This is a genomic window from Staphylococcus sp. FSL W8-1207 (assembly GCF_038003745.1).
In the GTDB taxonomy this organism is placed as follows: Bacteria; Bacillota; Bacilli; order Staphylococcales; family Staphylococcaceae; genus Staphylococcus; species Staphylococcus equorum.
The window spans coordinates 707447-728477 of record NZ_JBBOPU010000001.1 but is presented as its reverse complement, the minus strand read 5'-3'; the positions used below and the strand labels follow the sequence as shown (position 1 = coordinate 728477).

Here is a 21031-nt window from a genome sequence, read left to right as displayed (position 1 = left end):
TAGTAGAAACGCCTATATCCAGTTATATAAACGTTGACGTTTCAATCTTATTCTATTATATTTCTTTTAATAAATTAGCCATTTCTATTGCACTAATTGCTGCGTCTGCACCTTTATTCCCTGCTTTTGTACCTGCACGTTCTACTGCTTGTTCAATATTTTCAGTTGTTACAACACCGAAGATAACTGGTATATCAGCAACATCATTTGCCTTAGAAACACCTTTCGCCACTTCATTACACACATAATCATAATGAGAAGTAGATCCTCTTATTACACAACCTAACGTAATCACTGCATCATATTCACCTTTTTGAGCTAATTTCTTAGCTACTAATGGAATTTCAAATGCGCCTGGTACATATGCCACATCAATATTTTCTTTTGGTACTTCGTGTCGTACTAAAGTATCTTTTGCACCATCTAATAAACGGTTTGTAATAAAATCATTAAACCTACTTACAACAATTGCTACTTTTAAATCGGAACCTATTAATTTACCTTCAAAATTCATCCTATTGACCTCCTATATTAAATGACCCATTTTTTCTTTTTTCGTATCCATATAATCTTGATTAAATTTATTTGTTGGAACTACAAGATCAATTCTTTTATTAATATTCACACCATAAGTTTCTAGACTTTCAAATTTTTTGGGATTATTACTTAACAAATTCACGCTTTCAATGCCAAAATATTTTAAAATTCTCGCGGCGTCTTTATAATCTCTCAAATCTTCGTCGAAACCTAAAGCAATATTAGCTGTGACAGTATCATAACCTTGTTCAATAAGTTCATATGCTTTTAACTTATTAATTAAACCGATACCTCTACCTTCTTGAGGTAAATATAAAATAATGCCACCATGCTCACTTATATATTTCATTGAAGCTTCAAGTTGTTCACCACAATCACATCTTTGACTATGAAAAATATCGCCTGTCAGACAAGAAGAATGAATACGCACATTTTCTGTTTTCTTTATGTCTCCACTTACAATAGCCACAAGTTCTTCTTCATTCGTCTGAGAAGTAAAACCATACATATCAAACTTACCTTGTTTAGTAGGCAACTTCACTTTTGCTTTTGCTTCTAACTTAGATGTTAATGATTTTCTATATGTTTCTAAATCTTCAATAGAAATCATTACAAGCTCATGCTTCTCCTTAAAGGCTTCTAATTCTTTACCTTTAGCCATAGAACCATCTTCATTCATAATTTCACAAATTAATGCTGCTGGTTTTGCGCCAGTTAGTTTAGCTAAATCTACAGATGCTTCTGTATGGCCACGTCTTTCTAACACACCATCATCTTGTGCAATTAAGGGGAATAAGTGGCCTGGTTTATTAAAATCACTAGCTGTTGCATTTTCCTCTATTAACGCTTTTGCTGTCATTGTTCTTTCTCCAGCACTGATACCTGTCGTCGTATTAATATGATCGACACTCACAGTAAATTGCGTACCATAGATATCAGAGTTATCACTCACCATTGGATTGAGTTCTAACTTTCCAGCTATACCTTTGCTAATTGGCGCACAAATGAGTCCTCTACCATATTTCGCCATGAAATTAACGGTATTGTCTTGCATCCATTCTGTCACAGCTACTAAATCGCCTTCGTTCTCTCTGTTTTCATCATCAACGACAACAATACTTTTACCTTTTTTCAGTTCTATAAGTGCTGTCTCTATACTATCTAATTTCATACTACCCCTCCTAAAATCCAAATGCTCTAAGTTTTTCGGTATTTAATCCTGATTCATTATTACTGACAATTCTCTCTACATATTTGAATAACATATCAGTTTCAATATGGACCGGATCACCTACACGTTTTTGATTTAAAATAGTCGATCTTCGCGTTTCAGGAATGAGATGGATATCGAATTCAGCATCTTTTAATTGAAAAATAGTTAAGCTTACGCCATCTACAGTTATGGACCCTTGTGGCACCATTTGTTTAATAAGCGTAGTAGTAGGCTTAATTGTTACAATTTTAGAATTATCTGATGCTTGTATACGTGTAATCTTAGCTACTTCATCTACATGTCCTAGCACAAAGTGACCTCCAAAACGACCTTGACCACTCATCGCTCTTTCTAAATTCACTTCTGTAGATTGGTTTAAATGATTTAGATAAGTCTTATTTTCTGTACCTTTAATTACTTGTACAGAGAACGAATGCTTATTAAAATCAACAACAGTTAAACATGCGCCATTCACACTTATAGAATCTCCTATATGCATGTCTGATAAGATGGTCTCGCAATCAATTGTTAAGTTAACTACAGATTGTTGTGTCGTTATTTTTTTAATCGTGCCTATTTCTTCAACAATACCGGTAAACATGGTTATTCACTTCTTTCGCAACTCTAATTTAATGTTTTGCTCAAGCATTTGGGTATTAACAATTTCGAATTGTGGTACTTCTGATAATCCAAAAATATTTTTAGTTTGATAAAATTGATAATTACCAGAACCACCTATAATTTTCGGGGCATAATATAAGATAAGTTCATTCGTATATTGAGATTGAAGAAATGCTGAAGTTACGGTTGGACCCGCTTCTACCAATAATTTTCCAATTCCCTTTTGATATAAATCTATTAAAATATTTTCAATTGAACAATCAGTTAAAATAATAATTTCCACCTGTTCAATATCTGTTTTTAAGTTTTCATTTTGTGTATAAATCCAAATAGGTGTATGAGTATTTTTGAACATGTCTAATTCAAAATCAATTTGGCCTGATTGCGATAAAATTACTTTTGTTGGATGCTTACCTTCCTCAATTCGTGTTGTATATTGAGGGTTATCTGCATCTAATGTGCCTCTACCTGTAAGTACAGCATCATGCGTATGACGTAAGTTGAATACATCAGCTTTGACGGCTTTATTCGTAATCCATTTACTTTCACCTTCGTCAGTAGCCTGTTTACCGTCTAAACTACAAGCAACTTTAACTGACACTTCAGGTACCTCTTTACTTTTGCTTATAAAGAAGTCTTTATACAAGTCTTCTGCTTCTGTATTATGACGAAATTCAACTTCTATTCCTGCATGTTGTAATATTTCGTCACCGTTAGATGGTAAAGTCGTATCTTTAACAGCATATATGACTTTCTTTATGCCAAAATCGATAATTTTATTCACACAAGGTGGCGTTGAACCAAAGTGTGTACATGGCTCTAATGAAATAAATATAGTAGCATCTTTAGCTTCATCTTGTGCCATATCTAACGCTTGTACTTCAGCATGTTTATCGCCTTTTTTCAAGTGTGCGCCCATACCTACGATTCGTCCGTCTTTAACAACTATCGCGCCTACAGGTGGGTTTACGCCCGTTTGACCACTTACCATTTTTGCTAATTGGATTGCATAATTTAAATATTGACTCACATTATCACCTCTAAATAATAAAAAACACCTGAAATAAAATATTTCAGGTGTGGGATATATATTGATATAACATCATTAGCTTCAAACTAAATACACTTATCCACTTTCAAATATAAGTGTATGCCAAATAAACACTTAAAAAGTGTCATTTTTGTTATACTTCATTCTTTCTCCCATCCAGACTTTACTGTCGGCTCTAGAATCTCACTAGATCAGCCACATTTGAATAATCAAATGCAGGTCGCAGGCTTTGTTTACTGCCGGTTGGGAATTTCACCCTGCCCCGAAAGAATATCTATGAAATTGTAAATAATGATTGAGTCAAGTAACTCTTATTAAGTTACATCAATATCGTACTACATTTTAGGCAGTATGACAATTCATATTATCTAAGTCGGCTTTATTTTCAACGTATTATTATTATTAAAATGCTTTAAATACTAATAAGAAAAGCTTTTTACTCAAATCAATAAAAAATAAATTAATTTTTATTATGACTTTTATCCCCTTTATAATTTAGTTATTATTAAAAAATTAAACTCTCACAAAATATACTGCTAAAGAATTCATTTTACAATCACTTATCTGCTAACAACTGATTTACTACGCTAACCGCTTGTTTAACTATCATAGCTACACCATTACGAGACTGATTGATTCCATTTGTTAGTTGACCTAATGCGTACATGTGTTTAAGAGTTCCGTAGCGTGGACTTATAACTTGATTTGTTTCAGCAATAATTTGGATACCACCAAGCGGATGTGCTTGTATAACCTGTCTATTTTCAAGATTTAAAATTAATTGATCATCACTATCAAGATCTGAAAGTTGCGTTTTTGAACCAGTAGCATTAATTACGACATCGAATTTATGAAGTGCCTCTGTTTCATTTTTGTATTTGAAATAAAATTGGCTTGCTTCATACTGAACATTCTCTAAACCACTTTTAATTTCAATAGTCCCATTTTCAATATGATCTATTATTAATTTAGCCGTACGTGGAGGCATGGGGTTAGAATTATCCTTTAATATAGATTGGTAATCTTTTAAAAATTGTTGTTGATCTTCTCTACTAAAACTATTCCATATCCAATTTAAATTTTCTTTTACTAATTCAAGTATACTTTGGAATGTCCCTAATTCAGTTTCGTGTTCTAAATCATATGTTAAATCCTTCACCGGGTCATTTTGTCTACGGTGCACTAATTTTTCAATTGCAACATTATAATATGCACAATCTTTCAAAAATAAACTTAGCGCTTGTTCCAAAGGTACGTTTCCGAAATTTTCATTCTTTATTGCATTAAAATTTTCAGGTGTTAAGTATTTAAATTCAATGTCAGGCATTTCACCTCTTACACTTGGCAATTGACCTTTGCGACTAGTTAAAGTAATTGGTAATTTAGGATGATGTGCAGTAACATAACGAATTACATCTAAAGATGCTAAACCTGTGCCAATGATTGCAATTCTGTCAGTTTCATTTACATCATCTAACGTATTATAAGTTGGATAAGGTGTATGAATATATCCTTTTTTCCCTTTCAAATGATACGGGTCATGGTATGACATTGTACCAATTGTTAAAAATACAACATCATACTTTTGACAATTTGACATGTCTTTCGAAGTACAAACATAATATTTAACATCTATTTGACCTACATCAGCTTCAATGAAAACTTCTGACACTTCTTCTTTAATCATCTGGATATTTTCAAATTGGTGATTATATTTTTCTAAAAAATCTTTCATATAATGTCCAAATATAAACCTAGGTAAATACTCCGGGTTTGAAAACTTAAATATCGATTGTGATTTGTACCATTCATAAAACTCGCCTTGATTCTCTAAATTCAAAGTCATTTGTTTGGCAGGTACATTTATTAATAATTGATCACTGTCATTTTGAAAAGGTACACCTTGCCCCATATTTTTAGGATTATCGTACATGTCTATATTCATCGTTGCAAAATTATCATGTTTCACTAATTCTTTCAGCAAGCTTACACCTGCTGTGCCCATTCCTATGATAGCTATTCGCATTGTACACATCCTTATTAAATTTATTTATATTCATTATAGCAATGATTAACCTTATATTACATGCTAATCTATTCAACTACCGTACAATTTAGCGTTGTTATAATATTTTGATGAATATGTTAATATTAATATATTCATCAAAATATTATTTCTGTACTTATTTTAAGGAGCTAGACAATGAAATTTTCAAAACATTTATTTTTTTAATTATAGCAAGCACAATATTATTATCCGGTTGTGGATTGCCAGGGCTTGGTGGAAGCCAGTCAAAGGACGAGATTAAAGTTTCAGCGTTGGCTACGAGTGAATCTCAAATCATGGCATATATGATAATCAACCTTATCGAACATGATACAGAAGGTGAAATTAAAGGTTCAATCATTAATAACTTAGGCTCAGCAACAATCCAGCATAATGCACTAATGAATGGCGATGCAGATATCTCGAGCACCCGATATACTGGAACAGATTTAGTGGGTGTCCTTGAGTCTGAGCCCATTACTGATCCTAAAAAAGCGATGAATTTAACTAAAAAGTTGTTTCAGCAAAAATTTAATCAGATCTTTTTTGATTCATATGGTTTTGAAAATACCTTTGCCTTTATGGTAACTAAAGAAACTGCAGAAAAATATGATTTACAGACTGTTTCAGATTTAGAAAAAGTAAAAGATGAAGTAGACGTAGGAACAGATACAACTTGGATTAAACGTGGTGGTGATGGATACGCACCTTTCCAAGAGCATTATGGTTTTGCTTTTAATTCAATTAAACCGATGCAAATTGGACTCGTTTACGATGCTTTGAAAAGCAAAAAATTAGATGTTGCACTAGGCTATACGACCGATGGTAGAATTGCAGCTTATGATTTAGTAGTACTTGAAGACGATAAAAAGTTCTTCCCAACATATGATGCAAGTGCTGTAGCACCAAACAAACTTTTAAAAGAGCAACCAGAAGTTAGGAAAGCACTTAATAAATTGAACGACAAAATAAGTACGGAGCAAATGCAAAAATTAAATTATGAAGCAGATGGAGAAGGCAAAGAACCAGCAGTTGTTGCAGAAGAATTTTTAAAAGAGCACAATTACTTTGAAAAAGAATAATGCACAGTATATGCACTTGTGAGTAGTTATCAATGTATCTTCACACCCAATTAATGTTAACATGTTGGCATAGAATAGGAAGTGATAATATGAAATTTACTATAAAAGTGTTTATATCAGCACTCATGTTCTTCATTCTTATAAGCCAAAAAAATAAAATAGAATAACAATAAAGCGTTTCCAAAATTGGAGACGCTTTTGTATATATTATAATATTAGCAGTAATTTGGGCTGACTTTTGACTCGTTTATAAAGTACTAGCCGAAGATTACAGTCTAAGGTAGTGCCGCGGAAAGCATGCACAAAAGACTGTCGACAAAGTCGGGGGCTTTGTCGACAGTCTGATGGGAGTGGGACAGAAATCTATTTTTTTAACAAGATTTCGTCGTATGAGACAGTTCGGCAAAGCTGACTAGAAAATGGAATACAAGAGTTGAAGCTCTTGCAAAAGCTTGATAAAAGCGCATTTTCAAATCAGTAAGCCACTGCCAATATAATAATTGAGGCTGATACATGTATTTTGTATCAGCCTCTTATCTACGTTCTGTTAGTTTTCTATTGTAGTAGAAATTAATATTTCAAACGCTTATCTATTTTTTATGTTTTTCATCATCTTTATAAACAAAATATTTATAATATTTGCCCTCTGTTTTCATATCTTCATAGAAATGAGCCATTAAAGTCGCATTACTTTCAGCCCACTTAATGTCTGTAGCATATTGATGTTCTCCTGGATTTTTAGGGTTCCATCTCATACTATAAAGCGTGTTTTGATCTTCATTAGATAAAAAGTGATCATGAATAAAGTTAGCCCCACCACTAATTGCTTTTTGTGGTGTGTCCCAGCCATGTTTTTTAGCATATTCTGAACCTGTTTTAATTGGATCTTCATCAAGTGCACCTACACCAAAGAAGTTATAATATTTTTTACCATCAATTTCTACACCACTTGCAAGTTCACTTTTAGCAGAGCCTGTTTCAAGTAGCGCATGTGAAATTAAATAAACTTCATTAACGTGCTTGTCTTGTGCGGCTTTTATAAAATCATCTGAATGCTCTAACAGTGTAGGGTTATCTATGAGCATACGTTTTATTCTATTTTCATCAATACCTTGATACTTATCTAATTCTAAAAATTGGTATTTTTGCGTATCACTTTCAATAAATTCACTACTATTCATCGCAGATTTTATCTCAGTAGATGACGCATCTCTCCATGTTTTATTATCTTTACTTGAAATTTGTTGGCTAGTATAATTATCGATTTGTTTTTTAGATGCTTTATCCAAAGTTACTTTAAGATTTTCCACTTTTTCTTGTTCGTCAACTTCTTTAAAAAAGATTTGATCTGAGATCATTGAAAAAACAACAACCGCAGCTACACCTAAGACTATCAATAAACCAATGATTGATAGAATTGAGCCTTTTTTGTGCTTCGTCATGTTTACACCTCTTAGGTAATAATTAGGAAGGACACGCCTTCGTCATATGTATCATAGCTTTAAAGCTATCCGATAATAAAGTTTAACACTAATTACTTGAACAAACAATTTAATATGAACGTTGTTACATATTCATAAAAAAAGTAATGAAATTTTAATTTCATTACTCTTGACTTTTATAATAATCCATTATAATAAAGCTTGCAGCTTGTGATCTATTTTTATAAAAATAACGATTTAAATCAATCGTACCTTCTATTTCCCCGTCCCGATACATCATTTCTTTTGCCATATTGTTTATCATAACAAAATCTGATTTATCTTTAATCAGATCCAAATCATCATGCCTTGCAAAAAAATGTTCTAAATTTAAATATGCGTAATCCATATAAACCTCCTGATAATTGTCCGAAGATAATAATATACCTCTAAAGTGTTATATCTTTAAGTTGAATACGCGCTAATGTTATAAAACTTAAAATTTATCTATCTTATGACTACTATTTAACACCTATTATCCCTATTTGGCAAATGAAAATTACTATTTCTTATAATAAAATAATAACATCCGGAAATACATGTTGTATATACGACAATGGAGAGAATGAATGACCTTCGAAGAAGTTTATAAAAAATACAAATATATTATTCATTATCTATTAAAAAAATACAATATTCAGTACAATTATGATGAATATGCTCAACTCCTCTTAATTAAAATGTGGGAGCTAAGTAAAATCTACAATTCACAAAAACGCAGCTCATTAAACACTTTCTTATATTCACGATTAAATTTCTATTTGATAGACCTTTTCCGCAAACACCAAGCTCTAACTCTAGTTGATATTTCAGAACAAGAAGTTAAATCTTCTTTAATTAATGATGATTATGACAACATGCTAGTATTTCAACAATTTTTATCGTTATTGACTGATAAAGAACAGCAATGGCTACTATTAAAATTTGCAGGACTTAAACAATATGAAATTGCAAAACTTCTAAATTGTTCTGTCTCAACTTTAAAAAACTATCAAAAACGCATTCGACAAAAACATTTAAAATTTTATACCCATGATTGAGGTGAATATGATATGACTCCACTTACTAAACTACTCTATTTCAAAACAGTTGTTGGGCCAGAAATATTAACAATAAGCCAATATACGACACACCAATTCACTTACCCTACTACAATTAATCTCACATTAAAGTATTTTTAGAATCAAGACATTTATCTTTAACTCTTCAGACAAAACAAGCCAAACATTTACTAAAAATACGTAAACTCGTTCCAATATTTATTAATAGCGATATAACATTATTCCCAATAAAGCCACAGCGCTCACCAATACAATATTATATTAATGCAATTCCAATCACGGGATTAAAGTCAAAAGGGACACAAACAATTATATATTTTGAGAACGCTACCTATATTACAGTCAATGCTCCCTATCTATTTATTCATAAAAAATGGCAAGAAAGTTTAACGCTTTCTCACCATTCAACATAGCGCTATCCAACTATAACGCCTTATTATGTTTATATTCTAATAATTTTTTCGTAAAATAAGCAGTTACCATTTTAATCAAATATAAACTGACGATTAATAGTAATATTGAGCCAATCAAGGTCAAAATAACAGTTGTAGTAGATAATTGCACTTCAGGTTTAATAAAGTACTGTACAGATGATAGACTTGTCAAAAACCCAAATAAAAACAAACCTAATAGCACGATATAAGTGATTAAAATACCTATAAGCAATGCAAATAATTGTGTTGATGATACAACTTTCTCTTTAAAGACATATTCCTTTAAAAATTGGTTTGAAAATGCAATAGGACGATTTAAACTTTGTCCGTCACTAGACTTAGTAACTTCTTCTAACACTTCATTCAATTGATTTTTTTCTTTTTTATTTAAAAACCATAATTGCTTTTTAACTTTTTGTTTAAAGATATCTAGTTTCATAAATGTTTCTCCTTTAGAACTTACGCAGAACTTTATACTCATTAAATAATAAATCAATTATCTAGGTTATTCAATTAAATTTTAAAATATTTTTATTATCTTTAATTTTATTAATTGTTATATTATCTACTCTACGATAACTAAGCCCATTAATGCAGCAAATTGTACAGCTTGATTTCTAGAAACTTTACAACCTAATAAGTCTTCTTTGTTAACCACAAATGACTCAAAATAAGATTGGCTTAAATCACAACCTTTTAATGGGGTTTGATAAATTGATAAATGCTCTAAGTTACTATCATCAAAAACTACCTTTTTCAAAGTTGAATTATGAAATTCTGCATTTTCAAAGTTACTTTTTTGGGTCATTAGTGTTTCTATTTTAGAATCCACAACACTTATAAAATCAGCTTTCACTTCATCAAATACTATATTGCCAAATCTCATATAATTAAATAAAGTTCCTGTCATACGGCAGTTTTTAAATGTCACTCTATGTATGGAGCCATGATCCATTTTCGTATTCGAAAAATCACAATTTTCAAAAATAACATCTGTAAAATCAGCACGACCTAAATCAGAGTTAGAAAAATCACAATCCTTGATATAAGAACCATAAACTACAAATCTTTGTAAAACTTTATTACTTAAATTAGCATTTTCTATTTTCGCGACTTCAACTATATCATCTTCATCTTGAAAAATTTCTTCTAATTCTTTAAGTTCTAAATTTGCACTAATTTTGGGTTGTTGTATTTTCATAAATAATCTTCCCCTCTTTATTATTCATAGTTTAATTGAACAAGTAGTTATATGTATTTGAAACTCAAGACATTCAACAGTATAACAGATATCTTAGCATCCTATACTTATGCTCAATAAAAAAGCTGAGACAACTCATTTAGAATGAATTGCCTCAGCCTATTATTATCTGAAATTTAAATTTCTTAATCTTCTATTAAAGAATAGATAATCCTGAACTTTGAATATCTTTAGCAAATCCTTGTACTGTATCAACTGATAATTCGTTAACATCACGGCCAAGGTTGTTATTTACTTTTTTCACAACGTCTGCAGGACATGTAATGATATCTGCGCCCACTTCATCCGCTTGGATTACATTGATTACTTCACGACAGCTTGCCCAAAGTAATTTAACACCTTTTTTACTATGTGTAACTTCTGCTGCATCTTTCATCAATGGAACTGGATCTACACCAGTATCAGCAATACGACCAGCAAATACTGATACATAAGTTGGAACACCTTCTGTTACAGCTTCTGTAATTTCTTTAACTTGATCTAAAGTATAAACAGCAGTTACATTTAAACGCACATTGTCTGCTGATAATTTTTTAATTAGAGAAATAGTTGATTCACCTTTTGTGTTTACAACTGGAATTTTAACAAATACGTTTTTACCATATTGTTTCAAAATCTCAGCTTCTTTTTCCATTGTTTCTAAATCATCAGCGAATACTTCGAATGAAATAGAAGCATCAGGAATTTCACGAACAGCTTCTTCTGCGAAAGCTTTATAGTCTGTTACACCTGCTTTTGCCATTAAACTAGGGTTAGTAGTAAAACCATCTACTTGTTTATTTTTATAAGCTGTTTTCATTTCTTCAATATCTGCACCATCTGCAAACACTTCAACATTTAATTTTGCCATTACTAATTCCTCCTGACTTAAATAAATAATTCAATAAAGAATTATTTTTATAACGGTTATTAACCATACAACTCATTTATACCACCATTAATCAATAAATTCTAATTTTTTGCTTGAATTGTCAAAATCTTTAGAGTAAAAAGAAACATTACGCGTACTTAAAGCTCTATTCAGTTATGACTTACAGTAAATCTAAATTTATATATATTCTAAATTTACAAATTAGTTAATTTTTTGTAAATCTATGGTATTATTATTTAATGAATTGTACTAGGAGGTAAATATGGCACGTTCAAAACTTTATTTTTATTTATCTAGTTTATTGGTTATTATTAGCTTGTATTTTAATACTAGAAATCCTCTAATTACTATGCATTTTAGTTCAATGATCAAATTAATTTTTGTTTGTAGTATTATTAACGCTATTATTTTAATAATTTCAATTATTTTAGCAGATAAATCAATTAAACACTTACATGAAAATTCTGGGTGGGTTAGAAAAGCTAGTAAGATATTACCTTACGTAATATTAGTAGTGCTTATCATCCATATCGTTGCTTCACTTTCAACATTTGGTATTATTTTCTAATTAATGCTACAAAAGTTATAATACTTTTGTAGTTTTTTATTTTTTGTCGAGAGGAAGAATAAAAACAATGCAATACTTATATATTTTTATAGGTGGTGCGATTGGTGCTTTACTAAGATATCTATTAACATTCATCAACCAAACTGCTGAATTTCCAACAGGCATATTTATTGCTAATATTGTTGGTGCTTTCTTAATGGGCCTTATTGGAACTTTGACAATAAAGTATTTTAGAAATAATCCATTACTTAAAAAAGGTATAACTACTGGATTTTTAGGCGCACTCACTACTTTTTCTACTTTTCAATTTGAGCTCGTTTCATTTTTAGAACAACAGGCATATTTATTAATGATTTTATACGCTTTAAGTAGTTATATTATAGGTATACTCGTCTGTTATTTCGGGGTAAAATTGGGGGCTCGTTTATCATGACACAATTACTGTTAGTTATGTTAGGTGGCGGTCTCGGAGCTGTAATCAGAGGAGTGATTACTAACGTTTGTACAAGTAGATTTAATAGTAAGTTACCTATTGCAACGCCAATCGTTAATATATTAGGCAGTTTAATAATCGGTTTATTGATGGGTATGACATTAAATATAGATTGGGTCCATCCCTTTGCAATTGTCGGCGTTCTCGGCGGATTAACGACATTTTCTACTTTATCTTCAGAGTTAGTCAAATTATTAATAACTGAAAAGAACATATTTATTTTTTTATTTTATTCTTTACTACAATATGGCGCGTCATTTTCAGCCTGTTTATTAGGATACATCATGATTTAGCCGATTAATTGAAACTCAGATGCATATAAATACAATCATTATTAATAACTTCAATCACCATCCCTTTTATAAAATAGTTAAGCACATACCTTCAAAAGAAAAATAGTTAAAAAGCCCAATCTATTAAAAAAACTAATAGATTGGGCTTTTTTATTTAGGAATTGCGAATTTGTAACGGTCACTTCTTTTAATACTAGTGTCCACTATATTCAGATGGATCTGGACCGATTCTTCTATCCTCATTGAGTTTATCTAATTTTTCAATTTGTGCTGATGTTAATTGGAAATCAAATACATTTAAATTTTCTTCTATTCTAGAAGGTGTCACTGATTTAGGTATTACTACAACACCATGTTCTATGTTCCAACGAATAATCACTTGTGCTGGTGATTTTCCTACTTCAGTTGCAACATTTCTTACAGTATCATCTTCTAAAATTTGCGCATTCATAAGTGGTGACCATGATTCCATATGAATATTCTGTACTTCTAAATATCTTCTTAATGATTCTTGCAATAAATATGGATGGAATTCAACTTGGTTTATCACAGGTTTAATAGAAACTTGGGCTAACAAGGCTTCAAAATGCGCCGTTTCAAAATTACTTACTCCAATATTTTTTACTCTGTCATTTTTATATAAGTCTTCCATACCTTGCCAAGTGTCTATCATTAAAGCTTCATCTGTACCCGGCCAATGCATGAGATACAAGTCTAGGTAATCTAATCCAAGTTTATTTAAACTCGTTTCATAAGCATCTGTAACATTTTCACGGCCATAATCTGCTAACCATAATTTAGATGTGATAAACAAATCACTTCTATTTTTACCTGTAGCTGCTAAACCTTCTGCAATACCTTCCCCTACTTTTTCTTCATTTTCATACACCATTGCAGTATCTATATGTGTGTAACCATTTTCTATCGCATGTTTTACTGACATTTTACATTCGTCACTGTTTTCGACACGAAAAGTACCTAAACCAACAATTGGCATTTCATTGCCATTATAAAAAGTTACATTTTCCAAATTAAAATCCCCTTTTCTATTTAGATAACTATTATATTAATCAATTTTCTTTAAATTATAAATTAAAAGGACTTTAAATAACCAAATTATATTGTATTAATCCATAAAACACATTGTTTGTGCATTTAAAACTCCAACAAAAAGATAGATAACCTGTATGGTTACCTATCTTTTTAAAATTAAGTATTTCACATTAATTAAATGTTTCTATTTCATCCATAACACGTTGCAAATCTTCAACATTGTATTGAATTCGACCGTGGAATACAAATTTATTAAAGAACTCATCAAGTTGCTCTGCACCCACTAGTACCTTAGTATTTGAACTTTGTGCATAATTTGAAATCGTTACAGCACCTTCATTTTTAGGATTGAAGTATAAAATAGTAGTTGGTGTGAATTTTAAATTAAGTTCTGTTTGAATATCACCGGCAAGTTTTTCTATTTCATTTAAATGCGATGTATAATTTACAAACGATAATGATTCCGCATCTTCATTCTTATCTAATACAAGCGTTTGTGGCGTGTGCTTATCAAGATCTAAAGTATTAAATACCTGCTCCATCATTGGTTGTTCTTTGAATTGGGCTGCGCTAACGCCATTATATACATGCCCTTTCAATAACTGTGAATCTATGATGTATAGACCAGTACGTGTCAGTACTAAGTGGCTAATACGTTGAACGTCGCTAAATTCATTTCTAGGTAAAAATATATTAGCCATAATATGCATATCTTCAGGACGAATTCTTTTCTCATTTACAAGACGTTCACGGATACCAATCAATCTCATGTCAGTTACATATTCACTATGGTTCTTAGAAAATAATTTCAAGGCATCAATTTCTCTGTCTTTAGAACTAACTGTAGCTGCATATTCTTCCTTTTGTTTTGTTACAGTTTTTTTATTTTCTATTCTTTCTTTTTCCAACTCTTCCTCATGTTCATCGCTTAATTTTTGTTCTCTAGATTTATATTGCTCTTCAGCCTTTTTTTGCGCTTTCTTTTTACTTTTTAAAGCAAGCATAAATAATATCAAACAAATGACTGCTACGATGATTGCCACGATTAAACCAATTTCTATTGGCCCTAATGAATTCATAACAAAAACGCTCCTTTATGTGTTCAGTAACTTAATTATAATAGATAATAGCTCATCATTCGATAGAAAAGTCCATAAAATTAAATTTTAGTTTATTATACTTCTACAGAATCTTTTAATAAGTTTACTTTATCTAATTTTTCCCATGGCAATAAGATATCTGTACGGCCAAAGTGGCCATAGGCAGCTGTTTGTTTATAGATTGGGTGTTTTAAATCTAACATTTTAATAATGCCAGCAGGTCTTAAGTCAAAATGCTTACGTACCGCTTCCACTAATTCATTTTCACTGACACTACTTGTTCCAAATGTATCAATAGAAATTGAAACTGGTTCAGCAACCCCAATTGCGTATGCTAATTGTACTTCACATTTGTCTGCTAATTTAGCCGCTACAATATTTTTAGCTACATAACGTGCAGCATAGGCAGCAGAACGGTCAACTTTTGTTGGGTCCTTACCACTGAAACAACCGCCGCCATGACGTGCATAACCACCATATGTGTCTACAATAATTTTACGACCAGTAAGTCCAGCATCTCCTTGAGGACCACCAATCACAAAACGACCAGTAGGATTAATATAAAATTTAGTGTCTTCATCTAATAGATTTTCAGGCACTGTTGGATAAATGACGTGCGCTTTAATGTCATCTTGTATTTGTTGCAATTCAGTATCTTCTGCATGTTGCGTAGAAACAACGATAGTGTCTATACGTTGTGGTTTATCCTGTTCATCATATTCAACTGTTACTTGTACTTTCCCATCTGGGCGTAAATATTTTAATATTTCATCTTTACGCACATCAGATAATTTCTTAGCGAGTTGATGTGATAAGAAGATTGGTAAAGGCATATACGTATCCGTTTCATTCGTAGCATAACCAAACATTAAGCCTTGGTCGCCAGCACCAGTTGCTTCAATTTCTTCTTCAGAAACATCATTACGATACTCTAATGCTGTGTCAACACCTTGCGCGATGTCAGGAGATTGCTCATCAATTGCTGTTAATACGGCCATAGTTTGACTGTCATACCCATATTTTGCACGTGTGTAACCAATCTCTTTAATTGTTTCCCTTACTACTTTTGGAATATCAACATAAGTTGTTGTAGATATTTCACCTGAAATTAACGCCATACCAGTAGTTACCGTAGTTTCACAAGCTACCCTTGCATTAGGATCGTCTTTTAATATCTCATCTAATATTGCATCAGATACTTGATCCGCTATTTTATCTGGGTGCCCTTCTGTTACAGATTCTGAAGTAAATAATCTTCTATTGTATGTCATAATTTGCTCCTTTAGTTTTAAATTACGAAAATTCTCTCTCTGTTGAGCTCATTAAAAAGGGCCTTCATCACTATATTAAATAGAGAGAAGGCCCTTATACGTCCATTCGCTCTTATCGTTCAGACGATATATGTCTGCAAACGGTTTGGCACCTTTCTTCGTATTAAGAAGAGGTTGCTGGGCTTCATTGGGTCCATGTCCCTCCGCCACTCAGGATAAGAGAATCCGTTAAGTCCTATAGTACCTAATCTATGATATATTGTCAATTTAACAATTATTATTATTTATTTAAATTTCCTTTTAATATGATGTGGACTAATAATACATATGTGTTATACTCTTTAATTGTAAAGGCTTACATTAACTAAATAGCGTTGGAGGGATTAGTATGGCGGTAGATACATACACATACACAAGCAAGATTGAAAGTATATTGGACAAACCATCATCATTATTTCAATTATCTACAACACAGTTGTATAACAAAATTTTAAATAATGATGAAGGCGCATTGACTGAACTTGGAGCAATTAACGCTAAAACAGGTAAATACACAGGTCGTTCTCCAAAAGATAAGTTTATTGTAAATGAACCATCTTATAGAGATGACATCGATTGGGGTAACATAAATCAACCTATCGAAGAAGAAACTTTCTTAAATTTGTATGATAAAGTTTTAGCCCATTTAAACAAAAAAGATGAACTTTATGTATTTAAGGGTTATGCAGGTAGTGATGAAGATTCACAATTAAAACTCACAGTGATTAATGAATTAGCTTGGCATAATTTATTCGCACAAAATATGTTCATTCGCCCAAGTACTAGAGAAGAAGCTAGCGAAATCAAATCTGATTTCACTATTGTTTCAGCACCTTCTTTTAAAGCAGTTCCTGAAGTTGACGGCACAAACTCCGAAACATTTATAATTACCTCTTTCAAACATAAAGTAATATTGATTGGTGGCACTGAATATGCTGGAGAAATGAAAAAAGGCATATTCTCAGTAATGAACTACTTACTCCCTAAAGATAAAATCATGAGCATGCACTGTTCAGCTAATGTTGGCGATAAAGGTGATGTTGCTTTGTTCTTCGGATTATCCGGTACAGGTAAAACAACACTTTCTGCTGACCCAACACGTAAACTGATTGGTGATGATGAGCATGGTTGGAATGAAAACGGCATTTTCAATATTGAAGGCGGCTGTTATGCTAAAGCAATTAACCTTTCATATAAAAAGGAACCACAAATTTACGACGCAATTAAATATGGTACTATTTTAGAAAACGTAGTTGTCGATGAAGATGGTGATGTAGACTTCGATGATAACTATTACACTGAAAATACAAGAGCCGCTTATCCAATTGATCATATCGATAATATCGTGACACCCTCTAAAGCAGCACATCCGAATACAATTATTTTCTTAACTGCTGATGCTTTTGGTGTATTACCACCTATTTCTAAATTATCTAAAGATCAAGCAATGTACCATTTCCTAAGCGGCTTCACAGCTAAATTAGCTGGTACAGAACGTGGTGTTACAGAGCCAGAACCATCATTCTCAACTTGTTTCGGTTCACCATTCTTACCTCTCAACGCAAAAGTATATGCAGACCTATTAGGAGATTTAATTGATGAACATGACGTAGACGTTTATCTAGTTAACACGGGTTGGACTGGTGGCCAATATGGGCTCGGACGTCGTATCAGCCTTAACTATACAAGACAAATGGTAAACCAAGCTATTACTGGACAATTAAGTGAAATAGAATATATTAAAGATGATATGTTCGGATTAGATATCCCATTAGAAATTGAAGGTGTACCTCAGACATTATTAAACCCTATTAATGCTTGGAGTAAGCCAGAAGCATATAGAGAGCAAGCTCAAGATTTAATTAATCGTTTTAAACATAATTTTGAAAAATTCGGTACAGAAGTAGAAGATTTAGCTAACAATGGCGGTTTCAAATAAGTTAAATAAATAAAAAAAGCATGAACTACGAAAGAATTTGTAGTTCATGCTTTTTATTGTTCATTATAATTTTGTTTAATATGCTGGGCTTCAACATCTGTCATCCATTGTTTGATGGTCGACAATGTAGATTTTAATGCAAACGGCCTAGGAATATGCCCTTCTTCCATTTGATAAAACGTACGATAAGTCGCACCTATACGCTCTAATTTTTCCGCTAAATAATATGCTTGATGAATACCAACTTGATAATCTTTTCCACCGTGTACTATTAAAATTGGTGGGCTATCCTTAGTAATTTGGGAAACTGCATCTCGTTGCCTATACGCATCAGCGTTCTTTTTAGGATGACCAATCATACGTTTAAGCATTCCTCTTAAGTCAACACGTTCTTCATACATTAAATATATATCAGAGACTCCACCCCAAATTATATAACTAGATATCGGTAAATCTTGAAACGTTAATAACCCTTGTAGACCACCTCTAGAAAATCCAACCATATGAATATGTGCTTTTGGATACATACAATTTAATATTTTAATAGCAACAGTAACGTCGTTTAAATCCGCACCGTAAAATGCATCTTTACCTTCACTGCCATTATTCCCACGATAATAAGGACCGAAAACTAATGTATGATCGTTTGCAAATTGCATTAAACGTCCTGTACGTACCATACCTACTTGCCCTTTTCCACCTCGCAAATAAATAACAATTCTTTCTACATTAGCTATAGGTGCCATTAAGAGACCACGCACTTTTAAAGCATCCACATGATATGTGACTTCTTCAAAAAAATGTGTTGATGATTCAACTGGCATACGTTTTCTATGAATAAAATCCAAGCTCCATCACTCTCTCTAAACATTGTAAAATTGCTGCATCTTTCAATAAGTAGCTTTTGCGTTCTTCTGGAATATCATAAACATTATTATAAAATAAAGGTCCATTTGTTTCTAAATAGTCTTGTTGTTGCTCTACATCCTTAACGACAACCATAAATACATCTTTAGTAAAGCTTAATCCATTTTGCCTTACTACACGATATTGCGCAATATAATTACACTTTTTTATCGTTGCACCTGTTTCCTCGAACAATTCTCTAGCTGCTGCTACTTCACTGGATTCTCCTAATTCTTTTTTGCCACCAGGAAACTCTATACCTCTTATTTTATGATTGGTAAACAGCAATTGTCCTTGATATATAGGTATAATCAGGACATGGTTACCATCAGCATGATTTTCGTCATTTTTATATGATAAAAACACATCATCATTTTCGCTATCTTTAAACTTCACGTTCATCCTTCTCCCTTTAATTATGTTAAACTGTCTATGCTAAGTTATTTGTTGGAGGCAAAATTATAATGAAAACATTGTTCCTAGGACTTATACGTATTTACCAACGTTTCATTTCGCCAATGACACCTGCTACATGTCGTTTCTATCCTACTTGCTCTGAATATACGAGAGAAGCGATACAAGTCTATGGTGCATTTAAGGGTACCTGGTTAGGTGTTAAAAGAATTTCGAAATGTCATCCACTTCATAAGGGTGGCTTTGACCCAGTACCATTAAAGAAAAAAGAAAAGAATAAAGATTAATAAACGCGCTTTAATTGTGCTGTATTAACTTCAGGAGGTTCAAAATATATTGAACCTCCTTTTAATATGCCTGCATTATTTACTATATCATTTTTAAAATAATAACCTTCTGGTGTGATATCACTTGGATAGTCAGCAAATTGAGCTAACAATGCGGTGAAATATCTACTTAATCCATATTCATACATACCACCGATAACGATTTTGATATCTTTTGCTTTTAAAACGTTAATGATTTCTAATACTTTATCTACTCCACCTAATCTAAAAGGTTTCAACACAACTACATTAATAGGATTATTAGCAATGATTTTCATAATTTCATCTTGAGATAATGCTTTTTCATCTATTGCGATTGGTGGCAGTTCAGATTTAGTAAAAGCCTCTAATTTATCTAATGATTTAAAAGGTTCTTCGATATAGAGTATTGATTTATTAGCAAGTTGTTTTAACTTGTGTGACTCATTTTCTTGAATAGATTCATTCGCATCTATTGCGATATTCGGTTGAAAGTCTAATTGTTTTAACATTTCAATATTTTGTAGTATATGCTGTGACCATTTTATTTTAACACGTTGTGGTTGGGTATCTACAAGTTGCTTTAAATTCCCTTCAGTCAAACCACTGACTGTTGCGCCATATGGAACATTAAATGAATGCATTTCATAAAACATTTGATAAAAAGCCATTACCAGCATGCTTCTTGTAGCTGGAAATGCCATCAAATTATCTAATGTTGCTTGTGCCTCTCCAAAATGATTAAACGTTTCATTCTGATATTGTTTAATCCATTTCTCAGTTTGGTGGCGCACAACTTCTATCGTTTCTGGTGAGTACCAATCCGTCTCAAAAGCATTACATTCTCCAAAATAATGTTGCCCCGTATTAGTAATTAATTCAATAATTAATACCTTCCGACAACTCAATTTAATTTTCGGCGTCACAATAGCATGTTTAAAACTAGCATTATATTCGTATAATTTCACTGCTTGTAATTTCATATCCACCT

24 protein-coding genes and 2 riboswitches are annotated in these 21031 nt (G+C 32.0%); of the genes, 8 read left to right on the top strand and 16 right to left on the bottom strand.

The window, feature by feature from the left end; all coding sequences use genetic code 11:
• Window positions 1-55: 55 nt before the first annotated feature.
• The 5 genes from ribH to NSR03_RS03760 form a co-directional block, all read right to left on the bottom strand.
• On the bottom strand, window positions 56-514 hold the full coding sequence (ribH, locus tag NSR03_RS03780) for a 6,7-dimethyl-8-ribityllumazine synthase (protein WP_069820861.1): 459 nt from the start codon (window positions 512-514) through the stop codon (window positions 56-58).
• A 12-nt stretch (window positions 515-526) separates the two neighbouring features.
• Window positions 527-1708 carry a bifunctional 3,4-dihydroxy-2-butanone-4-phosphate synthase/GTP cyclohydrolase II gene (locus tag NSR03_RS03775; protein ID WP_069820862.1) on the bottom strand — a complete coding sequence of 394 codons (1182 nt, stop codon included), beginning with the start codon at window positions 1706-1708 and terminating at the stop codon, window positions 527-529.
• A gap of 10 nt (window positions 1709-1718) precedes the next feature.
• Window positions 1719-2351, bottom strand: coding sequence for a riboflavin synthase (gene ribE / locus NSR03_RS03770; protein WP_002507290.1), 633 nt, complete (start codon window positions 2349-2351; stop codon window positions 1719-1721).
• A 6-nt stretch (window positions 2352-2357) separates the two neighbouring features.
• Complete coding sequence (gene ribD / locus NSR03_RS03765) at window positions 2358-3401, bottom strand: bifunctional diaminohydroxyphosphoribosylaminopyrimidine deaminase/5-amino-6-(5-phosphoribosylamino)uracil reductase RibD (RefSeq protein WP_069820863.1); 1044 nt, start codon at window positions 3399-3401, stop codon at window positions 2358-2360.
• Between the two features lie 161 nt (window positions 3402-3562).
• Window positions 3563-3696: riboswitch (FMN riboswitch) on the bottom strand.
• Window positions 3697-3978: 282 nt separating this feature from the next.
• A complete protein-coding gene (locus tag NSR03_RS03760; protein WP_002507288.1) occupies window positions 3979-5448 on the bottom strand; it encodes an FAD/NAD(P)-binding protein in 1470 nt (489 codons plus the stop codon).
• A 116-nt stretch (window positions 5449-5564) separates the two neighbouring features.
• Here NSR03_RS03760 and NSR03_RS03755 point away from each other — a divergent pair, with 116 nt between their 5' ends.
• Window positions 5565-6551: an osmoprotectant ABC transporter substrate-binding protein gene (locus tag NSR03_RS03755; protein WP_141714484.1), complete on the top strand. Its 987-nt coding sequence runs from the start codon at window positions 5565-5567 to the stop codon at window positions 6549-6551.
• A gap of 590 nt (window positions 6552-7141) precedes the next feature.
• Here NSR03_RS03755 and NSR03_RS03750 read toward each other — a convergent pair.
• Together NSR03_RS03750 and NSR03_RS03745 are read right to left on the bottom strand one after the other, a co-directional pair.
• On the bottom strand, window positions 7142-7993 hold the full coding sequence (locus tag NSR03_RS03750) for an N-acetylglucosaminidase (protein WP_002507286.1): 852 nt from the start codon (window positions 7991-7993) through the stop codon (window positions 7142-7144).
• Window positions 7994-8156: 163 nt separating this feature from the next.
• Entirely contained in the window at window positions 8157-8381 is a 225-nt protein-coding gene (locus NSR03_RS03745; RefSeq protein WP_002507285.1) for a hypothetical protein, read from the bottom strand.
• Between the two features lie 220 nt (window positions 8382-8601).
• Between NSR03_RS03745 and NSR03_RS03740 the strand changes: the two genes are divergently transcribed.
• On the top strand, window positions 8602-9072 hold the full coding sequence (locus tag NSR03_RS03740; protein WP_065367463.1) for a sigma-70 family RNA polymerase sigma factor: 471 nt from the start codon (window positions 8602-8604) through the stop codon (window positions 9070-9072).
• A 125-nt stretch (window positions 9073-9197) separates the two neighbouring features.
• On the top strand, window positions 9198-9506 hold the full coding sequence (locus NSR03_RS03735) for a competence protein ComK (protein ID WP_317134734.1): 309 nt from the start codon (window positions 9198-9200) through the stop codon (window positions 9504-9506).
• Between the two features lie 10 nt (window positions 9507-9516).
• Here NSR03_RS03735 and NSR03_RS03730 read toward each other — a convergent pair whose 3' ends face one another.
• The 3 genes from NSR03_RS03730 to NSR03_RS03720 all read right to left on the bottom strand — a co-directional run bounded on the left by NSR03_RS03730 (window position 9517) and on the right by NSR03_RS03720 (window position 11638).
• On the bottom strand, window positions 9517-9966 hold the full coding sequence (locus tag NSR03_RS03730; protein WP_002507281.1) for a hypothetical protein: 450 nt from the start codon (window positions 9964-9966) through the stop codon (window positions 9517-9519).
• Window positions 9967-10092: 126 nt separating this feature from the next.
• Window positions 10093-10728: a pentapeptide repeat-containing protein gene (locus NSR03_RS03725; protein ID WP_002507280.1), complete on the bottom strand. Its 636-nt coding sequence runs from the start codon at window positions 10726-10728 to the stop codon at window positions 10093-10095.
• 196 nt (window positions 10729-10924) lie between these two features.
• On the bottom strand, window positions 10925-11638 hold the full coding sequence (locus NSR03_RS03720; RefSeq protein WP_002507279.1) for a transaldolase: 714 nt from the start codon (window positions 11636-11638) through the stop codon (window positions 10925-10927).
• Between the two features lie 283 nt (window positions 11639-11921).
• Between NSR03_RS03720 and NSR03_RS03715 the strand changes: the two genes are divergently transcribed.
• From NSR03_RS03715 to NSR03_RS03705, 3 genes are all read left to right on the top strand, one after another.
• Window positions 11922-12227, top strand: a complete 306-nt coding sequence (locus NSR03_RS03715) for a hypothetical protein (protein ID WP_002507278.1) — start codon at window positions 11922-11924, stop codon at window positions 12225-12227.
• Between the two features lie 67 nt (window positions 12228-12294).
• Window positions 12295-12660 carry a fluoride efflux transporter CrcB gene (crcB, locus tag NSR03_RS03710; RefSeq protein WP_002507277.1) on the top strand — a complete coding sequence of 122 codons (366 nt, stop codon included), beginning with the start codon at window positions 12295-12297 and terminating at the stop codon, window positions 12658-12660.
• Entirely contained in the window at window positions 12657-13013 is a 357-nt protein-coding gene (locus NSR03_RS03705) for a fluoride efflux transporter FluC (RefSeq protein ID WP_069820864.1), read from the top strand. Before crcB ends, NSR03_RS03705 begins: the two co-directional genes overlap by 4 nt.
• Before the next feature lie 193 nt (window positions 13014-13206).
• Here the strand turns inward: NSR03_RS03705 and NSR03_RS03700 are convergent, their stop codons facing one another.
• The 3 genes from NSR03_RS03700 to metK all read right to left on the bottom strand — a co-directional run bounded on the left by NSR03_RS03700 (window position 13207) and on the right by metK (window position 16437).
• Window positions 13207-14043, bottom strand: a complete 837-nt coding sequence (locus NSR03_RS03700) for an aldo/keto reductase (protein WP_002507275.1) — start codon at window positions 14041-14043, stop codon at window positions 13207-13209.
• Between the two features lie 193 nt (window positions 14044-14236).
• Entirely contained in the window at window positions 14237-15145 is a 909-nt protein-coding gene (locus NSR03_RS03695; protein WP_002507274.1) for a nuclease-related domain-containing protein, read from the bottom strand.
• A gap of 95 nt (window positions 15146-15240) precedes the next feature.
• Window positions 15241-16437, bottom strand: coding sequence for a methionine adenosyltransferase (gene metK, locus NSR03_RS03690; protein ID WP_002507273.1), 1197 nt, complete (start codon window positions 16435-16437; stop codon window positions 15241-15243).
• Window positions 16438-16546: 109 nt separating this feature from the next.
• A riboswitch (SAM riboswitch) is annotated at window positions 16547-16659 on the bottom strand.
• A gap of 166 nt (window positions 16660-16825) precedes the next feature.
• Between metK and pckA the strand changes: the two genes are divergently transcribed.
• Window positions 16826-18415, top strand: a complete 1590-nt coding sequence (gene pckA, locus NSR03_RS03685) for a phosphoenolpyruvate carboxykinase (ATP) (protein ID WP_021339026.1) — start codon at window positions 16826-16828, stop codon at window positions 18413-18415.
• A 53-nt stretch (window positions 18416-18468) separates the two neighbouring features.
• Here the strand turns inward: pckA and NSR03_RS03680 are convergent, their stop codons facing one another.
• Together NSR03_RS03680 and ytkD are read right to left on the bottom strand one after the other, a co-directional pair.
• A complete protein-coding gene (locus tag NSR03_RS03680; RefSeq protein ID WP_021339025.1) occupies window positions 18469-19263 on the bottom strand; it encodes an alpha/beta hydrolase family protein in 795 nt (264 codons plus the stop codon).
• Window positions 19247-19723: an RNA deprotection pyrophosphohydrolase gene (gene ytkD / locus NSR03_RS03675; protein ID WP_002507270.1), complete on the bottom strand. Its 477-nt coding sequence runs from the start codon at window positions 19721-19723 to the stop codon at window positions 19247-19249. Before ytkD ends, NSR03_RS03680 begins: the two co-directional genes overlap by 17 nt.
• 62 nt (window positions 19724-19785) lie before the next feature.
• Here ytkD and yidD point away from each other — a divergent pair, with 62 nt between their 5' ends.
• Entirely contained in the window at window positions 19786-20022 is a 237-nt protein-coding gene (gene yidD, locus NSR03_RS03670) for a membrane protein insertion efficiency factor YidD (RefSeq protein WP_069820865.1), read from the top strand.
• Here yidD and menC read toward each other — a convergent pair.
• Window positions 20019-21023 carry an o-succinylbenzoate synthase gene (menC, locus tag NSR03_RS03665; protein WP_069820866.1) on the bottom strand — a complete coding sequence of 335 codons (1005 nt, stop codon included), beginning with the start codon at window positions 21021-21023 and terminating at the stop codon, window positions 20019-20021. The genes yidD and menC overlap by 4 nt on opposite strands.
• Window positions 21024-21031 lie beyond the last annotated feature (8 nt).